The sequence below is a fragment of the Enterobacter cancerogenus genome (assembly GCF_019047785.1).
Taxonomy (GTDB): Bacteria; Pseudomonadota; Gammaproteobacteria; order Enterobacterales; family Enterobacteriaceae; genus Enterobacter; species Enterobacter cancerogenus.
Map to the genome: position 1 here is coordinate 2,238,975 of NZ_CP077290.1, position 19,614 is coordinate 2,258,588.

The 19,614-nt window shown below is 56.2% G+C and carries 21 protein-coding genes; 11 read left to right on the forward strand and 10 right to left on the reverse strand.

Annotated elements, in window-relative coordinates; genetic code table 11:
• Positions 1-8: 8 nt before the first annotated feature.
• Positions 9-3,332, forward strand: a complete 3,324-nt coding sequence (gene mscM, locus I6L58_RS10505; protein WP_088208697.1) for a miniconductance mechanosensitive channel MscM — start codon at positions 9-11, stop codon at positions 3,330-3,332.
• A gap of 34 nt (positions 3,333-3,366) precedes the next feature.
• Here the strand turns inward: mscM and yjeM are convergent, their stop codons facing one another.
• Together yjeM and epmA are read right to left on the reverse strand one after the other, a co-directional pair.
• The gene (gene yjeM / locus I6L58_RS10510; protein WP_042322491.1) at positions 3,367-4,866 is read right to left on the reverse strand and encodes a glutamate/gamma-aminobutyrate family transporter YjeM; all 1,500 of its coding nucleotides are present in this window, start codon (positions 4,864-4,866) and stop codon (positions 3,367-3,369) included.
• Between the two features lie 198 nt (positions 4,867-5,064).
• Positions 5,065-6,042 (reverse strand): elongation factor P--(R)-beta-lysine ligase, encoded by a 978-nt coding sequence (gene epmA / locus I6L58_RS10515; protein ID WP_006178957.1) that lies wholly within the window; start codon positions 6,040-6,042, stop codon positions 5,065-5,067.
• A 309-nt stretch (positions 6,043-6,351) separates the two neighbouring features.
• On the opposite strand from epmA, the gene frdA reads away from it, so the two are divergent.
• The 4 genes from frdA to frdD are packed head-to-tail and all read left to right on the forward strand — an operon-like array spanning position 6,352 to position 9,645.
• Positions 6,352-8,142, forward strand: a complete 1,791-nt coding sequence (gene frdA / locus I6L58_RS10520) for a fumarate reductase (quinol) flavoprotein subunit (RefSeq protein WP_058609514.1) — start codon at positions 6,352-6,354, stop codon at positions 8,140-8,142.
• The gene (locus I6L58_RS10525) at positions 8,135-8,869 is read left to right on the forward strand and encodes a succinate dehydrogenase/fumarate reductase iron-sulfur subunit (protein ID WP_006178954.1); all 735 of its coding nucleotides are present in this window, start codon (positions 8,135-8,137) and stop codon (positions 8,867-8,869) included. The genes frdA and I6L58_RS10525 overlap by 8 nt, the downstream gene beginning before the upstream one ends.
• Before the next feature lie 10 nt (positions 8,870-8,879).
• Entirely contained in the window at positions 8,880-9,275 is a 396-nt protein-coding gene (gene frdC / locus I6L58_RS10530) for a fumarate reductase subunit FrdC (protein WP_042322487.1), read from the forward strand.
• Positions 9,276-9,285: 10 nt separating this feature from the next.
• Complete coding sequence (frdD, locus tag I6L58_RS10535) at positions 9,286-9,645, forward strand: fumarate reductase subunit FrdD (RefSeq protein ID WP_042322484.1); 360 nt, start codon at positions 9,286-9,288, stop codon at positions 9,643-9,645.
• A gap of 29 nt (positions 9,646-9,674) precedes the next feature.
• On the opposite strand, the gene ampR is transcribed toward frdD, so the two are convergent.
• Positions 9,675-10,550 carry a LysR family transcriptional regulator AmpR gene (ampR, locus tag I6L58_RS10540; protein ID WP_088208696.1) on the reverse strand — a complete coding sequence of 292 codons (876 nt, stop codon included), beginning with the start codon at positions 10,548-10,550 and terminating at the stop codon, positions 9,675-9,677.
• Between the two features lie 131 nt (positions 10,551-10,681).
• On the opposite strand from ampR, the gene ampC reads away from it, so the two are divergent.
• Positions 10,682-11,827 carry a CMY2-MIR-ACT-EC family cephalosporin-hydrolyzing class C beta-lactamase gene (ampC, locus tag I6L58_RS10545; protein WP_006178946.1) on the forward strand — a complete coding sequence of 382 codons (1,146 nt, stop codon included), beginning with the start codon at positions 10,682-10,684 and terminating at the stop codon, positions 11,825-11,827.
• 114 nt (positions 11,828-11,941) lie between these two features.
• A complete protein-coding gene (locus I6L58_RS10550; RefSeq protein ID WP_088208695.1) occupies positions 11,942-12,472 on the forward strand; it encodes a lipocalin family protein in 531 nt (176 codons plus the stop codon).
• Here the strand turns inward: I6L58_RS10550 and sugE are convergent.
• Positions 12,469-12,786 carry a quaternary ammonium compound efflux SMR transporter SugE gene (sugE, locus tag I6L58_RS10555; protein WP_006178944.1) on the reverse strand — a complete coding sequence of 106 codons (318 nt, stop codon included), beginning with the start codon at positions 12,784-12,786 and terminating at the stop codon, positions 12,469-12,471. The genes I6L58_RS10550 and sugE overlap by 4 nt on opposite strands.
• 262 nt (positions 12,787-13,048) lie before the next feature.
• Between sugE and I6L58_RS10560 the strand changes: the two genes are divergently transcribed.
• Entirely contained in the window at positions 13,049-13,648 is a 600-nt protein-coding gene (locus tag I6L58_RS10560; RefSeq protein WP_088208694.1) for a helix-turn-helix transcriptional regulator, read from the forward strand.
• 38 nt (positions 13,649-13,686) lie between these two features.
• Here the strand turns inward: I6L58_RS10560 and ecnB are convergent, their stop codons facing one another.
• The 3 genes from ecnB to efp form a co-directional block, all read right to left on the reverse strand.
• Positions 13,687-13,833 (reverse strand): lipoprotein toxin entericidin B, encoded by a 147-nt coding sequence (ecnB, locus tag I6L58_RS10565; protein ID WP_006178941.1) that lies wholly within the window; start codon positions 13,831-13,833, stop codon positions 13,687-13,689.
• A 108-nt stretch (positions 13,834-13,941) separates the two neighbouring features.
• Positions 13,942-14,073 (reverse strand): entericidin A/B family lipoprotein, encoded by a 132-nt coding sequence (locus tag I6L58_RS10570; RefSeq protein ID WP_088208905.1) that lies wholly within the window; start codon positions 14,071-14,073, stop codon positions 13,942-13,944.
• A gap of 57 nt (positions 14,074-14,130) precedes the next feature.
• Entirely contained in the window at positions 14,131-14,697 is a 567-nt protein-coding gene (gene efp, locus I6L58_RS10575) for an elongation factor P (protein ID WP_006178939.1), read from the reverse strand.
• 40 nt (positions 14,698-14,737) lie between these two features.
• Here efp and epmB point away from each other — a divergent pair, with 40 nt between their 5' ends.
• A complete protein-coding gene (gene epmB, locus I6L58_RS10580) occupies positions 14,738-15,766 on the forward strand; it encodes an EF-P beta-lysylation protein EpmB (RefSeq protein WP_006178938.1) in 1,029 nt (342 codons plus the stop codon).
• 34 nt (positions 15,767-15,800) lie between these two features.
• Here the strand turns inward: epmB and I6L58_RS10585 are convergent, their stop codons facing one another.
• Positions 15,801-16,154, reverse strand: a complete 354-nt coding sequence (locus I6L58_RS10585; RefSeq protein ID WP_006178937.1) for a DUF4156 domain-containing protein — start codon at positions 16,152-16,154, stop codon at positions 15,801-15,803.
• 231 nt (positions 16,155-16,385) lie between these two features.
• Between I6L58_RS10585 and I6L58_RS10590 the strand changes: the two genes are divergently transcribed.
• Entirely contained in the window at positions 16,386-17,051 is a 666-nt protein-coding gene (locus I6L58_RS10590; protein WP_006178936.1) for a nucleoside recognition domain-containing protein, read from the forward strand.
• Positions 17,032-17,493, forward strand: a complete 462-nt coding sequence (locus I6L58_RS10595; protein WP_006178935.1) for a YjiG family protein — start codon at positions 17,032-17,034, stop codon at positions 17,491-17,493. Before I6L58_RS10590 ends, I6L58_RS10595 begins: the two co-directional genes overlap by 20 nt.
• Before the next feature lie 63 nt (positions 17,494-17,556).
• On the opposite strand, the gene groL is transcribed toward I6L58_RS10595, so the two are convergent.
• Both groL and I6L58_RS10605 read right to left on the reverse strand, forming a co-directional pair.
• Positions 17,557-19,200: a chaperonin GroEL gene (gene groL, locus I6L58_RS10600; protein WP_006178934.1), complete on the reverse strand. Its 1,644-nt coding sequence runs from the start codon at positions 19,198-19,200 to the stop codon at positions 17,557-17,559.
• 39 nt (positions 19,201-19,239) lie between these two features.
• Positions 19,240-19,533 carry a co-chaperone GroES gene (locus I6L58_RS10605; RefSeq protein WP_003855929.1) on the reverse strand — a complete coding sequence of 98 codons (294 nt, stop codon included), beginning with the start codon at positions 19,531-19,533 and terminating at the stop codon, positions 19,240-19,242.
• Between the last annotated feature and the right edge of the window lie 81 nt (positions 19,534-19,614).

The window sequence follows — 19,614 nt, forward strand, 5'->3', positions numbered from 1 at the left end:
TCGCTGACGTGCGCCCGATTATCGTTCTACTGATGGCCTGGTGCCTCAGCATGGGGGCGTACGCAGCGACGGCCCCCGACGCCAAACAGATAACCCAGGAGCTGGAGCAGGCAAAAGCGGCGAAACCCGCTCAGCCAGAGACCGTCGAGTCGCTCCAGGCCGCGCTGAACGCGCTTGAGGAACGTAAAGGCTCCCTCGAGCGCGCCCAGCAGTATCAGCAGGTTATCGATAACTTCCCTAAACTCTCGCAGACCCTGCGCTCGCAGCTTAATAACCTGCGCGATGAACCTCGCAACGTCCCTGTCGGCTTGACGTCTGACGCGCTGAACCAGGAGATCCTCCAGGTCAGCAGCCAGCTTCTCGAAAAAAGCCGTCAGGCCCAGCAGGAGCAGGAGCGCGCGCGTGAAATTGCCGACTCGCTCAGCCAGTTACCACAGCAGCAAACCGACGCCCGCCGTCAGTTAAACGATGTCGAACGCCGCGTCGGTACCCAAACCGGCAGCACGCCTCAAAGCCAGGCGCAAAACCTTGGACTGCAGGCAGAATCCGCCAGACTCAAGGCGCTGGTTGATGAGCTGGAGCTGGCGCAGCTTTCCGCCAATAACCGCCAGGAGCTTTCACGCATGCGCGCCGAGCTGGCGCAGAAGCAGAGCCAGCAGTTAGACGCCTATCTGCAGGCCCTGCGCAATCAGCTCAACAGCCAGCGCCAGCGTGAAGCAGAGCGCGCGCTGGAAAGCACGGAACTGCTTGCTGAAAACAGCGCAAACCTGCCGACCGGGATCGTCGATCAGTTCAGGGTTAACCGCGAGCTTTCTGCCGCGCTGAATCAGCAGGCGCAGCGTATGGATCTGGTTGCCTCGCAGCAGCGTCAGGCCACGAATCAAACTCTGCAGGTGCGCCAGGCGCTCAATACGCTGCGCGAACAGTCCCAGTGGCTTGGCTCTTCAAACCTGCTCGGCGAAGCGTTACGCGCCCAGGTTGCCCGCCTGCCGGAGATGCCAAAACCGCAGCAGCTTGACACCGAAATGGCGCAGCTGCGCGTTCAGCGTCTGCACTTTGAAGACCTTCTCAACAAGCAGCCGCAAATCCGCCAGATCCGTCAGGCTGACGGCCAGCCGCTGACCAGCGAGCAAAGCCGTATTCTTGAAGCACAGATGCGCACCCAGCGTGAACTGCTCAACTCCCTGCTGCAGGGTGGCGACACGCTGATCCTGGAACTTACCAAGCTGAAGGTCTCCAACAGCCAGCTGGAAGACGCGCTGAAAGAGGTCAACGAGGCGACGCACCGCTATCTGTTCTGGACGTCTGACGTGCGGCCAATGACCTTCTCGTGGCCGATTGAGATTGTGCAGGATCTTCGCCGCCTGATTTCGCTTGATACCTTTAGCCAGTTGGGTCAGGCCAGCGTGATGATGATCACCAGCAAAGAGACCATCTTCCCGCTGCTGGGGGCGCTCATTCTGGTGGGGTTCAGCATTTACTCGCGCAGACACTTCACCCGCTTCCTCGAACGTTCCAGCGCCCGCGTGGGCAAAGTCACTCAGGATCATTTCTGGCTGACGCTGCGCACCGTGTTCTGGTCGATTCTCGTCGCCTCACCGCTGCCGGTGCTGTGGATGACGCTCGGATATGGCCTGCGGGAAGCCTGGCCTTATCCGCTGGCGGTCGCGATTGGTGATGGCGTTACCGCCACCGTACCGCTGCTATGGGTCGTGATGATTTGCGCCACGTTCGCGCGCCCTAACAGCCTGTTCATCGCCCACTTTGGCTGGCCGCGTAACCGCGTTGCGCGCGCCATGCGCTATTACCTGATGAGCATCGGGCTGATTGTGCCGCTGATCATGGCGCTGATCATGTTTGATAATCTTAACGACCGCGAGTTCTCCGGCTCTTTGGGTCGTCTCTGCTTTATGCTGATTTGTGGAGCACTGGCGATCGTGACGCTGAGCCTGAAACGAGCGGGCATTCCGCTCTATGTCGATAAAACCGGCAGCGGCGATAACATGTTTAACCGCCTGCTGTGGAATTTACTGCTAAGCGCGCCGCTGGTGGCGATTCTGGCGGCGGCGGTGGGTTACCTTGCCACCGCGCAGGCCTTGCTGGCGCGTCTGGAAACCTCGGTAGCGATCTGGTTCCTGCTGCTGGTGGTTTACCACATTATCCGCCGGTGGATGCTCATCCAGCGCCGTCGTCTGGCGTTTGATCGCGCCAAGCATCGTCGTGCTGAAATCCTTGCCCAGCGCGCCCGCGGCGAAGAGGAGTCGCATCACACCAACAGCACCGAAGGCACCGCAGAGGTGGACGAGGTCGAGCTGGATCTCGATGCCATCAGTACCCAGTCCCTGCGTCTGGTGCGATCCATCCTGATGCTCATCGCACTGCTGTCGGTCATCGTCCTGTGGTCAGAGATCCACTCGGCGTTTGGCTTCCTTGAGAACATCTCCCTGTGGGATGTGACCTCGACGGTTCAAGGAGTTGAAAGCCTGGAGCCAATCACCCTGGGGGCCGTGCTGATTGCCATTCTGGTGCTGATTATCACCACCCAGCTGGTGCGGAACTTCCCGGCCCTGCTGGAGCTGGCGCTGTTGCAGCATCTGGATCTCACCCCCGGTACGGGGTATGCGATCACGACGATCACCAAATACCTGATCCTGCTCTTCGGCGGGCTGGTGGGCTTCTCGATGATTGGTATCGAGTGGTCGAAACTGCAGTGGCTGGTCGCGGCACTTGGTGTGGGGCTGGGTTTTGGTCTGCAGGAGATCTTCGCAAACTTCATCTCCGGCCTGATTATCCTGTTCGAAAAACCGATTCGTATTGGCGATACGGTGACGATCCGCGATTTGACCGGCAGCATCACCAAAATCAACACCCGCGCCACGACCATCAGCGACTGGGACCGCAAAGAGATTATCGTGCCGAACAAGGCGTTTATCACCGAGCAGTTTATCAACTGGTCGCTGTCCGACTCCGTGACGCGTGTGGTGCTGACGGTGCCTGCACCGTCGGATGCTAACAGCGAAGAGGTGACGCAGATCCTCTACACGGCGGCAGAGCGCTGCACGCTGGTGATCGACAACCCGCCACCGGAAGTGTTCCTCGTCGATTTGCAGCAGGGGATCCAGATCTTCGAACTGCGTATCTACGCCGCCGAAATGGGGCACCGTATGCCGCTGCGCCATGAGATCCACCAGCTGATTCTGGCAGGCTTCCGCGAACACGGTATTGATATGCCGTTCCCACCGTTCCAGATGCGCCTTGAAACGCTGGATGGACGTAAGACGGGAAGGACGCTGTCGTCAGCGGCGCGTACGCGCCCGGCAGGGAGTTTGTAGTGAGCCCCTCCCGTTCGGGAGGGGGTTTAATCCACTATGCCGTTTCTGTGAGATAGGCCGTCGTACGACGACGGTAATTCTCATAAATCCCCATCGCCATCAGCGAGAAGAAGATCGGGCCACCGACCATCCACAGCGCGCTGTTCCAGTCATTGGCCTCAATGACCGGCTGGATCACGGTGAAGATATTCGCAAAAGCCACTACCAGCACGACGACGGTGGTGGCCAGCAGCGTGGCGGCGCGGGTTTTGAAAATCACGAACGGACGTTCGAGATCCTGCTTCGCCTTAAAGAACGGGAACGCCAGGGTCAGGAAAAGATAGGGCAGCGTCATTGATACGTTCGCCATCAGGGTCAGCTTGTTGTAAAACGCAGAGGCAGTATCCCCACCGAACGACACCAGAAGAATAAACACGCAGACCAGCAGGCACTGCATCCACATGGCGTTCGCAGGCATACCTGCCGTATTGAGCTGCGTCATGCGGGCTGGCCACAGCGCTTTTGGCGTTCCCTGGATAATCGCTTTTAGCGGCGAATAGATAAGCGTAAAGAAGGCACCGGTATAGGCGAGGAACATCGACAGGCCGGTGATACGCGCGAACCAGACGCCCATCGTCGTGGCCGCATCCGGCGTCAGCTGCAGTGCCTGCCCGAGCGTCATCCCCAGGCTCTTCATCAGCACGTAAGTGATATTGCCAAGGTTAGTGGTATCGTTGCTTAACACCTGCTGCCAGTTGGTGCTCACACCCCAGAGAAAAATCGCCAGCGAGTAGCCGACAGAGATAACTATCGCCGCGAAGATAATGCCTTTGGCAAAGTTCTTTTCCGGGTTCTCGGTTTTATCGACCAGGCCGCCCACCGCTTCTATACCGCCATAGGCAAAGATGGCAAACACCACAAAAGAGAGCATCGCGAGGCCGGACTGATAGCTCGGGTTAGGTGACGAAACGAAATTCACCTCCTGCGCAAAGTGGCCGCCGTTGAGACACAAAATCGCGATGCTCACCAACAGCAGGACCAGGTTCAGACACATAACTGAAATACCGCCCACGGCGGTTATGCGCGCGATTTTGTTGATGCCTTTCGACGCCACCAGCGTCACTACCACCATCCAGCAGACCGCGAGGATCCCGACAACCTGCGTGGAGCTCAGCCCAGCCAAAGACCAGACCTGCGTTTTATCTGCCCCAAAGAGAAACGTCGAGAAAGGTACCCACACCTTGGCGGCGGTACTGACCATCCAGACCACGTAGGAAGAGAACCACATAAAGGTGCCGATAAACGCGTAGCGCGGCCCGATGCTGTTGTTCATCCACGAGTAAATCCCGCCCTCTTCCTTGCGATAAGCAGACCCCATCTCCGCCATCATCAGCGCAAACGGAATAAAGAAGAACAGAGCAGAGACGATATAAAACGGCGTCGCGCTGTAGCCCATCAGGTAAAACGCCGAAGGGCTGTTAGCAAAGCCAAACACTGACGTAAAAATCATCAGGATAAGACCGGTCAGGGTCATTTTTTTCATTGAGTGGGACATAGAACCATCCAAAGCGAAATAAACTGCGCGGATGGTAGCAGATGACCAGACGAAAAGTGTGGCTATTCAGGGCAAATTAGGAAAATAACCTGCGTAACGCGACGCTGGCAGTTATTGATGCCATGAATATTTACTGGAAAGGTTTATTGCCAGGGAGAGAGACACACCGGGCAGGCTCGCGCGCCACCCAGTATTGTATTACGCGCGGTCGACCGTAAATGCAATCACGTCGCCAAGCTGCTCTGCGCCAAGCGCCAGCATCACCAGACGGTCAACACCCAACGCCACGCCGGAACAATCGGGCAGGCCGGCTTTCAGGGCTTCCAGCAGATTCACGTCGATCGGCTGTTGCGGCAGGCCCCGGGCGTTACGCTTGCGGTTGTCCTGTTCGAAACGCTGCTGCTGTTCGCGCGCGTCGGTCAGTTCGTGGAAGCCATTCGCCAGCTCGATGCCTTTGTAGTAGACCTCAAAACGTTCAGCTACGCGGTGATCTTCCGTACTGATCTGCGCCAGCGAGGCCTGGCTTGCCGGGAAGTGATAGACGAACGTTGGGCGATCTTTGCCGATCTGCGGCTCAACGCCGAAGGTAAACAGCAGTTGCAGCAGCGTGTCGCGATCTTCTTCCGTCTCCGCCACGTTGCTGAGATCCAGTTTTGCCGCCGCGTCGCGCAGCTGCGCTTTGTCGGCAGACAGCGGATCGATTTCCAGATGGCGCTGGAACGCCTGCTGATAGGAAAGCGTCTCGGCTTCCGCGCAGTCCAGCACCTGTTGCAGCAGGTCGTCCACCTCGTTCATCAGGCGATACATGTCGTAATGCGGACGGTACCACTCCAGCATAGTGAATTCCGGATTATGGTGACGGCCCATCTCTTCATTACGGAAGCTACGGCACAGCTGATACACCGGGCCACAGCCCGCCGCCAGCAGGCGCTTCATATGGTATTCCGGGCTGGTCATCAGATAGAGATTCATCCCCTGTGAGTGGCCAGGGCCAACAAAACGGGTTTCAAACGGGACCAGATGAATATCCGTTACCGTTGCCTGGCTCATGCACGGCGTTTCCACCTCAAGGACTCCGCGATCGGCAAAGAAACGACGGATCTCCGCCATAATGGCCGCGCGTTTAAGCAGGTTTGGGATGGATGCGCTCGGCTGCCAGGTTGCCGTTTCGCTCATGAGTTTTTCTCCGATTTCAGACAAGGGCACGAAGTCTACTCGACAGGCGGGGCAGAGACAAATTTTGCACAGTAAAAAGCTGCTTTTCATTCATGAGTGAAATTACGTGACGCAATTCATCAATCACCATGATAAATCACCGCACAGAACAGCAAAAAAATCGAACACGTCAAATTTCCCTCATATCCATCCGGTTATACTGTTTTACCCATAAAGGAGCAGTGGAATCGCTTTCGCAATCGTCCGTTTGGACAGGTGAACTGCCTTTAACTCACGCATTGCGGGAAAACAAAAATCTGGAGGAATGTCGTGCAAACTTTTCAAGCCGATCTTGCCGTAATAGGCGCTGGCGGGGCTGGATTACGCGCAGCAATTGCTGCGGCACAAGCTAATCCAAACGCTAAAATCGCTCTGATTTCAAAAGTCTATCCGATGCGCAGCCACACCGTTGCCGCTGAAGGAGGGTCCGCCGCCGTTGCGCAGGATCATGACAGCTTCGAATACCATTTCCACGACACGGTTGCAGGGGGCGACTGGCTTTGCGAACAGGATGTCGTTGACTACTTCGTGCATCACTGCCCCACGGAGATGACCCAGCTTGAGCAATGGGGTTGCCCGTGGAGTCGCCGCCCGGACGGCAGCGTCAACGTTCGTCGCTTCGGCGGCATGAAGATAGAACGAACCTGGTTCGCCGCCGACAAAACCGGCTTCCACATGCTCCACACCCTGTTCCAGACCTCCCTTCAGTTCCCACAAATTCAGCGCTTTGACGAGCACTTCGTCCTCGACATCCTGGTGGATGAGGGCGAAGCGCGCGGTCTGGTGGCGATGAACATGATGGAAGGCACCCTTGTGCAGATCCGCGCGAAAGCGGTGGTGATGGCAACGGGCGGTGCGGGGCGCGTTTATCGCTACAACACCAACGGCGGTATCGTCACCGGCGACGGCATGGGCATGGCGCTCCGCCACGGCGTGCCGCTGCGCGATATGGAGTTTGTCCAGTATCACCCAACCGGTCTGCCAGGCTCCGGCATTCTGATGACGGAAGGCTGCCGCGGTGAAGGCGGCATTTTGGTTAATAAAAACGGCTATCGCTACCTGCAGGATTACGGTATGGGGCCAGAAACACCGCTCGGCGAGCCGAAGAACAAATACATGGAGCTGGGTCCACGCGACAAAGTGTCTCAGGCTTTCTGGCACGAATGGCGCAAAGGCAACACCATCTCCACGCCGCGCGGCGATGTGGTTCACCTCGATCTGCGTCATCTCGGCGAGAAGAAACTGCTGGAGCGCTTGCCGTTCATCTGCGAGCTGGCGAAAGCATACGTTGGCGTCGATCCGGTGAAAGAGCCCATTCCGGTGCGTCCAACCGCGCACTACACCATGGGCGGGATCGAAACCGACCAGCAGTGTGAAACCCGCATTAAAGGCCTGTTCGCCGTTGGCGAGTGCTCCTCCGTGGGCCTGCACGGCGCAAACCGTCTGGGGTCCAACTCGCTGGCCGAGCTGGTGGTCTTTGGTCGCATGGCGGGCGAGCGCGCGATGGAGCGTGCCGCCACGGCAGGTGAAGCCAACGGTGCGGCGCTGGATGCGCAGGTTGCCGACGTTGAAAAACGGCTCAAAGACCTGGTGAATCAGGAAGGCAACGAAAACTGGTCGAAGATCCGCGACGAAATGGGCCTGTCGATGGAAGAAGGCTGCGGCATCTACCGTACGCCAGAGCTGATGCAGAAAACCGTCGACAAATTGGCGGAGCTGCAGGAACGGTTCAGGCATGTACGCATCACCGACACCTCCAGCGTTTTCAATACCGACCTGCTCTATACCATTGAGCTGGGCCACGGTCTGAACGTCGCGGAATGTATGGCGCACTCGGCGCTGGCGCGTAAAGAGTCACGCGGTGCCCACCAGCGTCTGGATGAAGGTTGTACGGAACGTGATGACGTCAATTTCCTGAAACATACTCTCGCCTGGCGCGACGCGGATGGCACCACTCGTCTGGACTACAGCGACGTGAAGATCACCACGCTGCCACCGGCGAAACGCGTGTACGGTGCAGAAGCAGAAGCCGCCGAGAAGAAGGAGAAGGCGAATGGCTGAGATGCAAAAAATGAAAGTTGAAGTGGTGCGCTACAACCCGGAAGTGGACACCGCGCCGCACAGCGCTTTTTATGAAGTGCCCTATGACGAGCAAACCTCCCTGCTGGATGCGCTCGGGTATATCAAAGATAACCTGGCGCCGGATCTGAGCTATCGCTGGTCGTGCCGTATGGCGATCTGCGGCTCCTGCGGCATGATGGTCAACAAGGTGCCGAAGCTGGCCTGTAAGACCTTCCTGCGCGACTACACCAAAGGCATCAAGGTTGAAGCGCTGGGCAATTTCCCGATCGAACGCGATCTGGTGGTCGATATGACCCACTTTATCGAAAGTCTGGAGGCCATTAAGCCGTACATCATTGGCAACCCGCGCACGCCGGATCAAGGCCCGAATACGCAAACCCCGGCGCAGATGGCGAAATACCATCAGTTCTCCGGCTGCATCAACTGCGGCCTGTGCTATGCCGCGTGCCCACAGTTTGGCCTGAACCCGGAGTTCATCGGCCCGGCCGCCATTACCCTGGCGCACCGCTATAACGAGGACAGCCGCGACCACGGCAAAAAAGAACGTATGGCGCAGCTTAACAGCCAGAACGGCGTCTGGACCTGCACCTTTGTGGGCTACTGCTCCGAAGTCTGTCCAAAGCACGTCGACCCGGCTGCCGCTATTCAGCAGGGGAAAGTAGAAAGCTCGAAAGACTTTCTTATCGCAACCCTGAAACCACGCTAAGGAGTGCATGATGACGACTAAACGCAAAGCCTATGTGCGGCCGATGCCGTCCACCTGGTGGAAAAAACTGCCGTTTTATCGCTTCTATATGCTGCGTGAAGGGACGGCAGTTCCCGCGGTGTGGTTCAGTCTGGAGCTTATCTACGGCATTTTTGCCCTTAAGCACGGCCCCGAATCCTGGGCGAGTTTTGTGGGTTTCCTGCAAAACCCGATCATCGTGGTGCTGAACCTGATCGTGCTCGCTGCGGCGCTGCTGCATACCAAAACCTGGTTTGAACTGGCACCCAAGGCGGCGAACATCATCGTTAAAGGCGAGAAAATGGGACCAGAGCCTGTGATTAAAGGGCTGTGGGCGGTGACGGCAGTGGTTACTGTGGTCATTCTGTTTGTCGCACTGTTCTGGTAAGGAGACTACCGTGATCAATCCGAATCCAAAACGTTCTGACGAGCCGGTTTTCTGGGGGTTGTTCGGTGCAGGCGGCATGTGGAGCGCCATCATCGCACCGGTGATTGTCCTGCTGGTCGGCATTATGCTGCCGCTCGGGCTGTTCCCGGGCGATGCGCTGGGTTATGAACGCGTCCTCGCGTTTGCCAGCAGCTTTATTGGCCGCGTGTTCATCTTCCTGATGATCGTCCTGCCCCTGTGGCTCGGCTTGCACCGCATTCACCACGCGATGCACGACCTGAAAATCCACGTTCCAAACGGGAAATGGGTCTTCTACGGCCTGGCCACCATCCTGACCGTGGTCACCCTGATCGCCGTCGTCACCCTGTGATCGTTCTGGCCCGCCACCCGGCGGGCCTTCTAGTGCGGCATCTTCTCCACCAGCCACTGGGCGAATTCGCGCATGGCGGGCGTTTCCACACGCGACTGCAGCCGCGTCAGCCAGTAACTGCCCAGATCGATCTGCGCCGCAAACGGCTGCACGATACGCTCGCGGGCGAGTAAATGGCTAAACATATCGACAGGTGCGATAGCGATCCCCACGCCGGCCTGGGCGGCCTCCAGCATAGTGACGGACGAATCAAAGACCATAACCCGGTGCGTCGGTGAAGGTGGATGCTCGCCCACCGCTGCCATCCACGCCGTCCATTCATCCCGTCGATACGAACGCAGCAGGGTAAATTTCAGTATGTCGGCCGGGGTGCGCAGTCTGGCGGCAATGGCTGGCGTACAGAGCGGGGCCAGCGGGGCATGGCACAGAAACGTTGCCTCGGTGCCGTGCCACGCTCCGCCGCCGTAGCGGATCGTGTAATCCAGCCCTTCAGCCGCCGGATCGACGCGGTTGTTGTGTGTAGACAGCTGAAGATCGATATGCGGGCAGCGGCGGCGGAAATCATCAAGCTGCGAAAATAACACGCCGGTCGCAAACGTCCCCACGACGCCGATTTTCAGCTTCTCCTGCGCCCGGTGATTTGCAAAGCGATCTAACATACCGGCGATACGATCAAAGGAATCGTTCAGCACCGGCAGCAAATTTTCCCCTTCCGTGGTCAGCATCAAACCTCGCGAAACGCGGATAAAGAGCTGGCAGTTCAGGTGCTGCTCCAGCGCCTTGACGTGCTGGCTGATGGCAGAGTGGGTGACGTTCAGCTCGATAGCGGCATGCGTAAAGCTCAGATGCCGGGCGGCAGCTTCAAAAGCACGAAGTGAATTAAGCGGGATGTAGCTGCGCGTCATAGGCTCGTCCGTTAGAAAAATTTACAGCTCATGCTAAATTTAACCGTTTGTCAGCGGCTGTCAAATCCCACAGACTACGCTCGTCTTATGGGCCCGGACACTCCCTTACACGCTATTACGGAAGATAACTGATGAAGAAAAAACTCGTTTTCTGCGCCCTGCTTCTCGGCGTTTCATGCTCAGCCCTCGCGTCCTCCCTGTCAGAAAAAGAGCTGGCAAAGGTGGTGAAGCGCACCGTGACGCCTCTGATGAAAGCACAGTCCATTCCGGGCATGGCGGTGGCGGTGATCTATCAGGGCCAGCCGCACTACTTCACCTTCGGCAAAGCCGATGTTGCTGCAAACACACCCGTCACGCCGCAGACCTTATTCGAGCTAGGCTCTGTCAGTAAAACTTTCACCGGCGTGCTGGGCGGCGATGCCATTGCCCGCGGCGAAATTTCGCTTAACGATCCGGTGACGAGGTACTGGCCTGAACTGACCGGCAAGCAGTGGCAGGGCATTCGCCTGCTGGATCTCGCCACCTACACCGCCGGTGGCCTGCCGTTACAGGTGCCGGATAACGTCACCGACCCGGCCGCCCTGCTGAACTTCTATCAAACGTGGCAGCCGCAGTGGAAACCGGGCACCACGCGCCTGTATGCCAATTCCAGCATCGGCCTCTTTGGGGCGCTGGCGGTCAAGCCCTCTGGAATGGGCTTTGAGCAGGCCATGACCACGCGCGTCCTGAAGCCGCTGAAGCTCGATCATACCTGGATCCAGGTTCCGAAATCCGAAGAGCAGCATTACGCCTGGGGCTATCGCGACGGGAAAGCGGTCCACGTTTCACCGGGTATGCTGGACGGCGAAGCCTATGGCGTAAAAAGCAACGCCGAAGACATGGCGAGCTGGGTGATGGTAAACATGGCACCGGAGCGCGTTCAGGCTACATCACTTAAACAGGGTATTGCCCTGGCACAGTCACGCTACTGGCGCGTTGGGTCGATGTATCAGGGGCTGGGCTGGGAGATGCTGAACTGGCCGGTCGATGGCAAAACGATTATCGATGGCAGTGATAATAAGATCGCGCTGGCAGCGTTACCCGCGCGAGAAGTAAACCCTCCGGCACCACCGGTTAAGGCCTCGTGGGTCCATAAAACGGGCTCAACCGGCGGGTTCGGCAGCTACGTGGCCTTCATTCCCGAGAAGCAACTGGGGATCGTGATGCTGGCGAACAAGAGCTATCCGAACCCTGCCCGGGTAGAAGCGGCTTACCAGATCCTTAACGCACTGCAGTAACGCGTTGCCGGGTGGCGGCTTCGTCCACCCGGCCTCCGCCAGTCAACAACGTACAAAACCCGCATTTTCCTTGCTGTCATCTACACTTAACAAAAAACCAGTAAGGAAACACCTATGCGCATTCTGCCTGTTATCGCCGCAGTGACAGCCGCGTTTTTAGTCGTTGCCTGCAGCTCCCCTACCCCTCCTCCTGGCGTGACTGTCGTCAGCAATTTCGACGCACAACACTTCCTTGGCACCTGGTATGAAATCGCCCGCCTCGATCATCGCTTTGAACGCCGATTAGAAAAAGTCACGGCACATTACAGCTCAATGGATGACGGCGGTATTCAGGTCGTTAACCGGGGATATAATCCAGATCGTGAGATGTGGCAGCAGTCTGTGGGTAAAGCCTACTTTACCGGCGATCCGCACAGAGCCGCCATGAAGATCTCGTTTATTGGCCCGTTCTACGGCGGATACAACGTGATCGCACTCGACAGAGAGTATCGCCATGCGCTGATTTGCGGGCCGGATCGCAGCTATCTGTGGATACTCTCCCGCACGCCAACCCTTTCACCCGAAATGAAACAGCAGATGCTCGACGTTGCGACCCGGCAAGGGTTTGATGTAACGAAATTAATCTGGGTAGAGCAGCCGCATTAATGCGTGCTGAGCTTCAGCCCTATGATCCCGGCAACAATCAGCGCGAGGCTGGCGATGCGCGCCAGGCTCGCTGATTCTCCCAGCAGTAAGATCCCGGTTATCGCCGCACCGACGGCACCAATGCCTGTCCAGACGGCATAGGCTGTACCCACGGGCAGAGAACGCATCGCCCATGACAGCAGGACAATGCTCACAATCATCGCGGTGACGGTAATGACGCTTGGGGTCAGGCGGGTGAAACCATGGGTATATTTCAGGCCAATGGCCCATACCACTTCGAGCAGACCGGCAATAAAGAGAATAATCCAGGACATCTCAGGCTCCTTAACTTCAGTGAAAGTTGGGGCCGTCCCCGGTGAAAGAGGCGCTCACGGGTCGTCCCGCAAGGCAGAGGTTACACGCCCTATTTTGGTTAGCGTGCGATTTTTTTTCAATCCTTTTTTGCTGAACGCGTTAAGGCAAGAAATAGCCTCAGTATGCCGTGCAGTTCAGGCATTTATCACTCATCCGACTTCTCTATGATGGTGTGCTTTCTGATGGCAGGAAGCCAAACCACTAGCCGACTGCGAATACAATATGTTCAAAATTCTTTTGATTGACCGTTGTCACTTCACCCGCGCCGGGATTGAAGACTGGCTCAATCACTCAGGCCTGTTTCCGGGTGACTTCGTTGTGACCGGCCTGAATAATCTGTTTCTTGCCCGAGAGCACATCCTGCAGTGGAAACCGACGTTAGTTATCGCTGACTTACACGGTTTCAGACAGGACATTCACCATTTTCAGCAGCTCTCTTCCTTGCTGATAGCCAGCGAAACGCTGCCTTTTATTTTATTGCAGTCGGGCGAGGAGAAAGCGATGGCAGATTATGTGGCGCAGTTCCCGGTATGGTCGTCACTGCACAAAAAAACCGATCTCGAACAGGTGGCAACGGTGATTAACGACGCGCTGACGATGTGTACGCGCGTGGCGATCCCACAGGCGGCGGCCCCGCTGTTAACCCGGCAGGAAGAAAAAGTGCTAACGCTGTGGATGGATGGTGCAAGCAACCAAAAGATTGCCAGCCACCTGAGCATTAATGGAAAGACGGTTTATACGTATAAACGCAATATTCGCATGAAATTGCATATGGATACGCGCTTTTCGCCGTTTTTATCGCTGCAGGAAAGTGAAAATTGACGGTACGGAGAGACGACACGCCGTACCGTCCTGTCTCATCAGTTCTGAGCTTTAGTCGCTGCACCAGAAATGGCACTACCACCGTCAGAGATATCTTCCCCTACACCACGGGTGGTATTACATGCGGTCAGTACCGAAGACAGCACCAGAACAGAAAAGATCGCTGCAATTGTTTTCTTAACCATAATATCTTCCTTTTATAGCCAAAGTTATTTTGTGTATAGCAACTTAAGGATAGACAAGATCCCGGCGCTTGACGGAGAAGGAACAATTTTTAGGAAAATTAGACGGGATTAGCTGGCTGCGTGGGAAATGATATGGCCAAGATCCTGAATATCTTCGCCCATGCCGCGTGCGGTGTTGCATCCGGAAAGGAACGCGCTGGAAATCGCTAACAGAAGCAGAATTTTTACGATACGTTTCATCATCCGTGCCTGAAAATCAGGCGCAGCGGGCGCTGCGCCTTTCATCATCTACATGAATTACTTCACGCGGGATACGTATTCGCCGGAGCGGGTATCCACTTTGATCACTTCGCCAGTCTGTACGAACAGCGGAACTTTAACCACGGCACCGGTGGACAGTTTAGCTGGCTTACCGCCAGTACCTGCGGTGTCGCCCTTCAGACCTGGATCGGTTTCAACGATTTCCAGCTCTACGAAGTTAGGTGGGGTCACAGCGATAGGCTGGCCGTTCCACAGGGTCACGATGCACTCGGCCTGGTCCAGCAGCCATTTAGCGCTGTCACCTACGGCTTTCTCGTCAGCAGACAGCTGTTCGAAAGTCGTGTTGTTCATGAAATGCCAGAACTCACCGTCGTTGTACAGGTAAGTCAGGTTCATATCGACAACATCTGCGCCTTCAGCGGAGTCAGTAGACTTGAAGGTTTTTTCTACACGGGTACCGGTCAGCAGACGGCGCAGCTTAACGCGCGCGAACGCCTGGCCTTTACCTGGTTTAACGAATTCGCTGGCTTCAACCGCATACGGTTCGCCGTCCATCATGATTTTAAGACCAGCACGAAAATCGTTGCTATAGTACGTTGCCATAAGGCCCTCTAAATTTGTTAACTGGTAGCTAAGCCACAAAATGGCGCATATTGTAACCCTAAACACCCCGTCCAGAGAAGATTGGTTATCGCAACTTGCCGATGTAATCACCAGTCCTGATGAATTGCTGCGTCTCTTAGACCTCGAAGGGCATCAAACATTGCTCGCAGGCCGTGAGGCAAAGCGCCTGTTTGCCCTGCGCGTACCCCGCGCGTTTGTCGCCCGCATGGAGAAAGGTAACCCTGACGATCCGTTACTAAAACAAACGCTTACTTCCCAGGATGAGTTTGTCACTGCGCCGGGTTACAGCACCGACCCGCTGGAAGAGCAGAACAGCGTCGTGCCGGGTTTGCTGCATAAATACCTTAACCGCGCTCTGCTGCTGGTGAAAGGCGGCTGTGCGGTAAATTGCCGTTATTGTTTCCGCCGTCACTTCCCCTACGCTGATAATCAGGGAAACAAGCGTAACTGGCAGGTCGCGCTGGACTATATCGCCGCCCACCCGGAACTGGATGAGATCATTTTTTCCGGTGGCGACCCGCTGATGGCAAAAGATCACGAGCTGGACTGGCTGCTGACCCAGCTTGAAGCCATCCCGCATATTAAGCGTCTGCGCATTCATAGCCGTCTGCCGATCGTGATCCCGGCGCGGATCACCGACGGGCTGGTTTCGCGCCTTGCGCAGTCTCGTTTACAGGTTTTGCTGGTCAACCATATCAACCACGCCAACGAAATTGACGATGAATTTCGGGCGGCGATGATTCGCCTGCGTCAGGCAGGCGTGACGCTGCTGAACCAGAGCGTGCTGCTGCGCGGCGTCAATGATAATGCCCGCGTGCTGGCCGATCTGAGCAATGCGCTGTTTGATGCAGGCGTGATGCCCTATTACCTGCATGTGCTGGATCGCGTTCAGGGGGCGGCACATTTTATGGTGACGGATGAAGAGGCGCGGCAGATCGTGCGCGAACTGCTAACGCTGGTCTCTGGCTATATGGTGCCGAAACTGGCGCGCGAGATTGGCGGTGAGCCAAGCAAGACGCCGCTGGATTTGCAGCTGCGTCAGAGCTAGTTTTCCCTCTCCCGACGGGAGAGGGAAAAGGCAATCAGTTCGGGCACTTATAGACCTGGCCGTTCATCTGGCTGGCCGTTGGGACGAAGCTGGACAGCATACTCTGCGTTGGGCTGCTCACGCCGTAAATCACGTTGCCTCCCATTGCTGCAGCCTGGTTACGCAGGGCGTTTGCCGCGCCGCGCATAGAGCCGCCCTCTTCACCGTGTTGCCCGGAAAGCCAGTTGCTTTGTTTACCGGAGGCTGTGCCTAACAGTTGGCATTCGCTACCCGGTTTGTCTTCCACAAAGCGAACGCTTTGACCAGCCGCCGACAGCTCATTGCTGGAGCTACAACCCGCCAGCAGCAATGCTGCACCTACGATCCCTGCACAGACTTGTACGCGCATGTTATTCCTCGTTTTCAAAAAGCTGGACTCAGTTGTCCGTGTGTAAATCTTATACCTAAAAGATGACCAAAAGAAAAACGCTGAGCATTTCTGCGAGTCAGATTCCGCCTCGCATGCCTTTCTTATCCTAAATGAATTCCGATATTAACCTTTGAGGTATCGTGTTTTAGCCCTTAATCGTTTTTAGTGGTGCCACGTACAACTTTTGTACGGCATAAAAAAGGGGGCTTCATGAGTAGATCATCCTCAGGAGAGGAAAAAGTGACATGGGTGGGCTATCTGGCGTTTGTGCTTACCATTGTATTTTTTTCAGGTTTCTTCGCTAAAAGCACCGAATGGTGGCGCGTGCTGGATTTTACCGTCATTAACGGCAGCTTTGGCGCGGTGAACGGCGCGCTGACGTTTCGCGGCGAGGGCGGTACGGGGGCGAAAGACGGGTTCTTGTTTGCCCTTGAGCTGGCACCCTCGGTCATTTTATCGCTCGGCATTATCGCCGTGACCGAAGGATTAGGCGGGCTGCGCGCCGCGCAGCAGCTGATGACGCCGGTGTTGCGCCCGCTGCTCGGGGTACCCGGCGTATGCTCGCTGGCGCTGATCGCCAACCTGCAAAATACCGATGCTGCCGCGGGGATGACCAAAGAACTCGCTGACGAAGGGACGATTACCGGGCGGGAACGCGCCATTTTCGCCACCTTCCAGACCAGCGGAAGCGCCATCATAACGAACTATTTCTCTTCAGGCGCTGCGCTCTTTACCTTTATCACCGTCCCGGTGATTACGCCGCTGGCCGTCATTCTGGTGTTTAAATTTGTTGGCGCGAATCTTCTTCGCCTGTGGATTGCCCGCATCGAAGGCCGACATAGTCAGGAGGAAGCCAATGATCGCCCAGCCGCGTAAAAACATCATGGATCTGTTTATCGAGGGTGCCCGCCGCGGCTTTACCATTGCCACCACCAGCCTGCTACCCAATGTGGTCATGGCCTTCGTTATCATTCAGGCACTCAAGGTAACGGGCCTGCTGGATATAGTGGGTAAGGTATGTGAACCCGTCATGGCGCTCTGGGGGCTGCCGGGCGCAGCGGCGACGGTGCTGCTGGCTTCGGTGATGAGTATGGGCGGAGGCGTGGGCGTCTGCGCCAGCCTGGTGGCCGCAGGAACGCTGAATGGACACGATGCTACCGTTCTTCTCCCGGCAATTTACCTGATGGGCAATCCGGTGCAAAACACGGGGCGCTGCCTGGGTACCGCAGGCGTTGACCCAAAATACTATCCGCACATTATCACCCTCTGCGTGATTAACGCGCTGGTCTCTCTGTGGGTGATGCAGCTGCTCGTCTAAAAAAAAACCCCCGACATTGCTGTCGGGGGCTTCTTTATTTCTGCAAAGGGCAGAACTGCATGATTACATCATGCCGCCCATTCCACCCATGCCGCCCATACCAGCAGCACCTAAGTCAGGCGCATCGCTTTTAGGCAGGTCGGTCACCATGCACTCGGTGGTGATCATCAGGCCAGCAACAGATGCCGCATACTGCAGAGCAGAACGGGTCACTTTTGTTGGGTCCAGAATACCGAAGTCGATCATGTTGCCGTATTCTTCAGTTGCTGCGTTGTAACCGTAGTTACCTTCACCTGCTTTCACGTTGTTAGTCACAACAGACGGCTCTTCACCGGCGTTGGACACGATCTGACGCAGAGGTGCTTCCATCGCGCGCAGCGCAACTTTGATACCCACGTTCTGATCTTCGTTCTGAGCAGTCAGGTTAGCCAGTTTAGCGGCTACACGCACCAGCGCGACACCACCACCAGCAACGACGCCTTCTTCTACCGCAGCACGGGTTGCGTGCAGGGCATCGTCAACGCGCGCTTTCTTCTCTTTCATTTCAACTTCGGTCGCAGCACCGACTTTGATTACCGCAACACCGCCAGCCAGTTTCGCTACGCGCTCCTGCAGTTTTTCACGGTCGTAATCAGAGGTCGCTTCTTCGATCTGCTTACGGATCTGAGCCACACGGCCCTGGATTGCGCCTTCTTCACCCACGCCATCGATGATGGTGGTGGTGTCTTTGTTGATGACAACGCGTTTCGCCTGGCCCAGGTCTTCCAGAGTGGCTTTTTCCAGCTCCATACCGATCTCTTCGGAGATGACGGTACCGCCGGTCAGGGTTGCGATATCCTGCAGCATCGCTTTACGACGATCGCCGAAGCCAGGTGCTTTAACCGCAGCCACTTTCACGATGCCACGCATGGTGTTAACCACCAGGGTTGCCAGCGCTTCGCCTTCAACGTCTTCAGCGATGATAACCAGCGGCTTGCCTGCTTTCGCAACGGCTTCCAGCACTGGCAGCATTTCGCGGATGTTGGAGATTTTTTTGTCAGCCAGCAGGATGAACGGGCTTTCCAGCTCAACTGCACCGGTTTCTGGCTTGTTGATGAAGTATGGAGACAGGTAACCGCGGTCGAACTGCATACCTTCAACTACGTCCAGTTCGTCTTCCAGACCGGTACCGTCTTCAACGGTGATCACGCCTTCTTTGCCGACTTTGTCCATCGCTTCTGCGATCAGCTTACCTACGGTTTCGTCGGAGTTAGCGGAGATAGTACCAACCTGAGCAATCGCTTTAGAGTCAGAGCACGGTACGGACAGCGCTTTCAGTTCTTCAACGGCGGAGGCGACAGCTTTGTCGATACCACGTTTCAGATCCATTGGGTTCATGCCCGCCGCAACGGCTTTCAGGCCTTCAGTGATGATAGCCTGAGCCAGCACGGTCGCGGTGGTGGTACCGTCGCCTGCAGCGTCGTTCGCTTTAGAGGCAACTTCTTTCACCATCTGCGCGCCCATGTTTTCGAATTTGTCTTCCAGTTCGATTTCACGTGCAACAGAAACACCATCTTTGGTGATGGTTGGAGCGCCGAAGGATTTATCCAGCACTACGTTGCGGCCTTTCGGGCCAAGAGTGACTTTAACTGCATCTGCCAGCACGTTTACGCCGCGCAGCATTTTCACACGAGCGTCGTTACCGAATTTTACGTCTTTAGCTGCCATGTTCTTTTTTCCTCAAATTCGTACAGTTTCGTGCGTAGATTACGCTTCAACAATTGCCAGAATATCGCTCTCGGACATGATCAACACTTCTTCATTGTCGATCTTCTCGGATTTCACGCCGTAGCCATCGTTGAAAATGACGATGTCACCAACTTTAACGTCCAGAGGCTGCACAGTTCCGTTTTCCAGGATGCGGCCCTTACCGACAGCGATGATTTCGCCACGCGTTGATTTGGCTGCTGCAGAACCGGTCAGAACGATGCCGCCTGCAGACTTAGTTTCAACTTCTTTACGTTTGACGATCACACGATCATGTAACGGACGAATACTCATTGATAGCTCTCCTTTGAGAAAGTCATTATCAGTTATGGATGACGCCGGTCCGCACGCGGTTTCCGGCTAGTGCACTGAGAG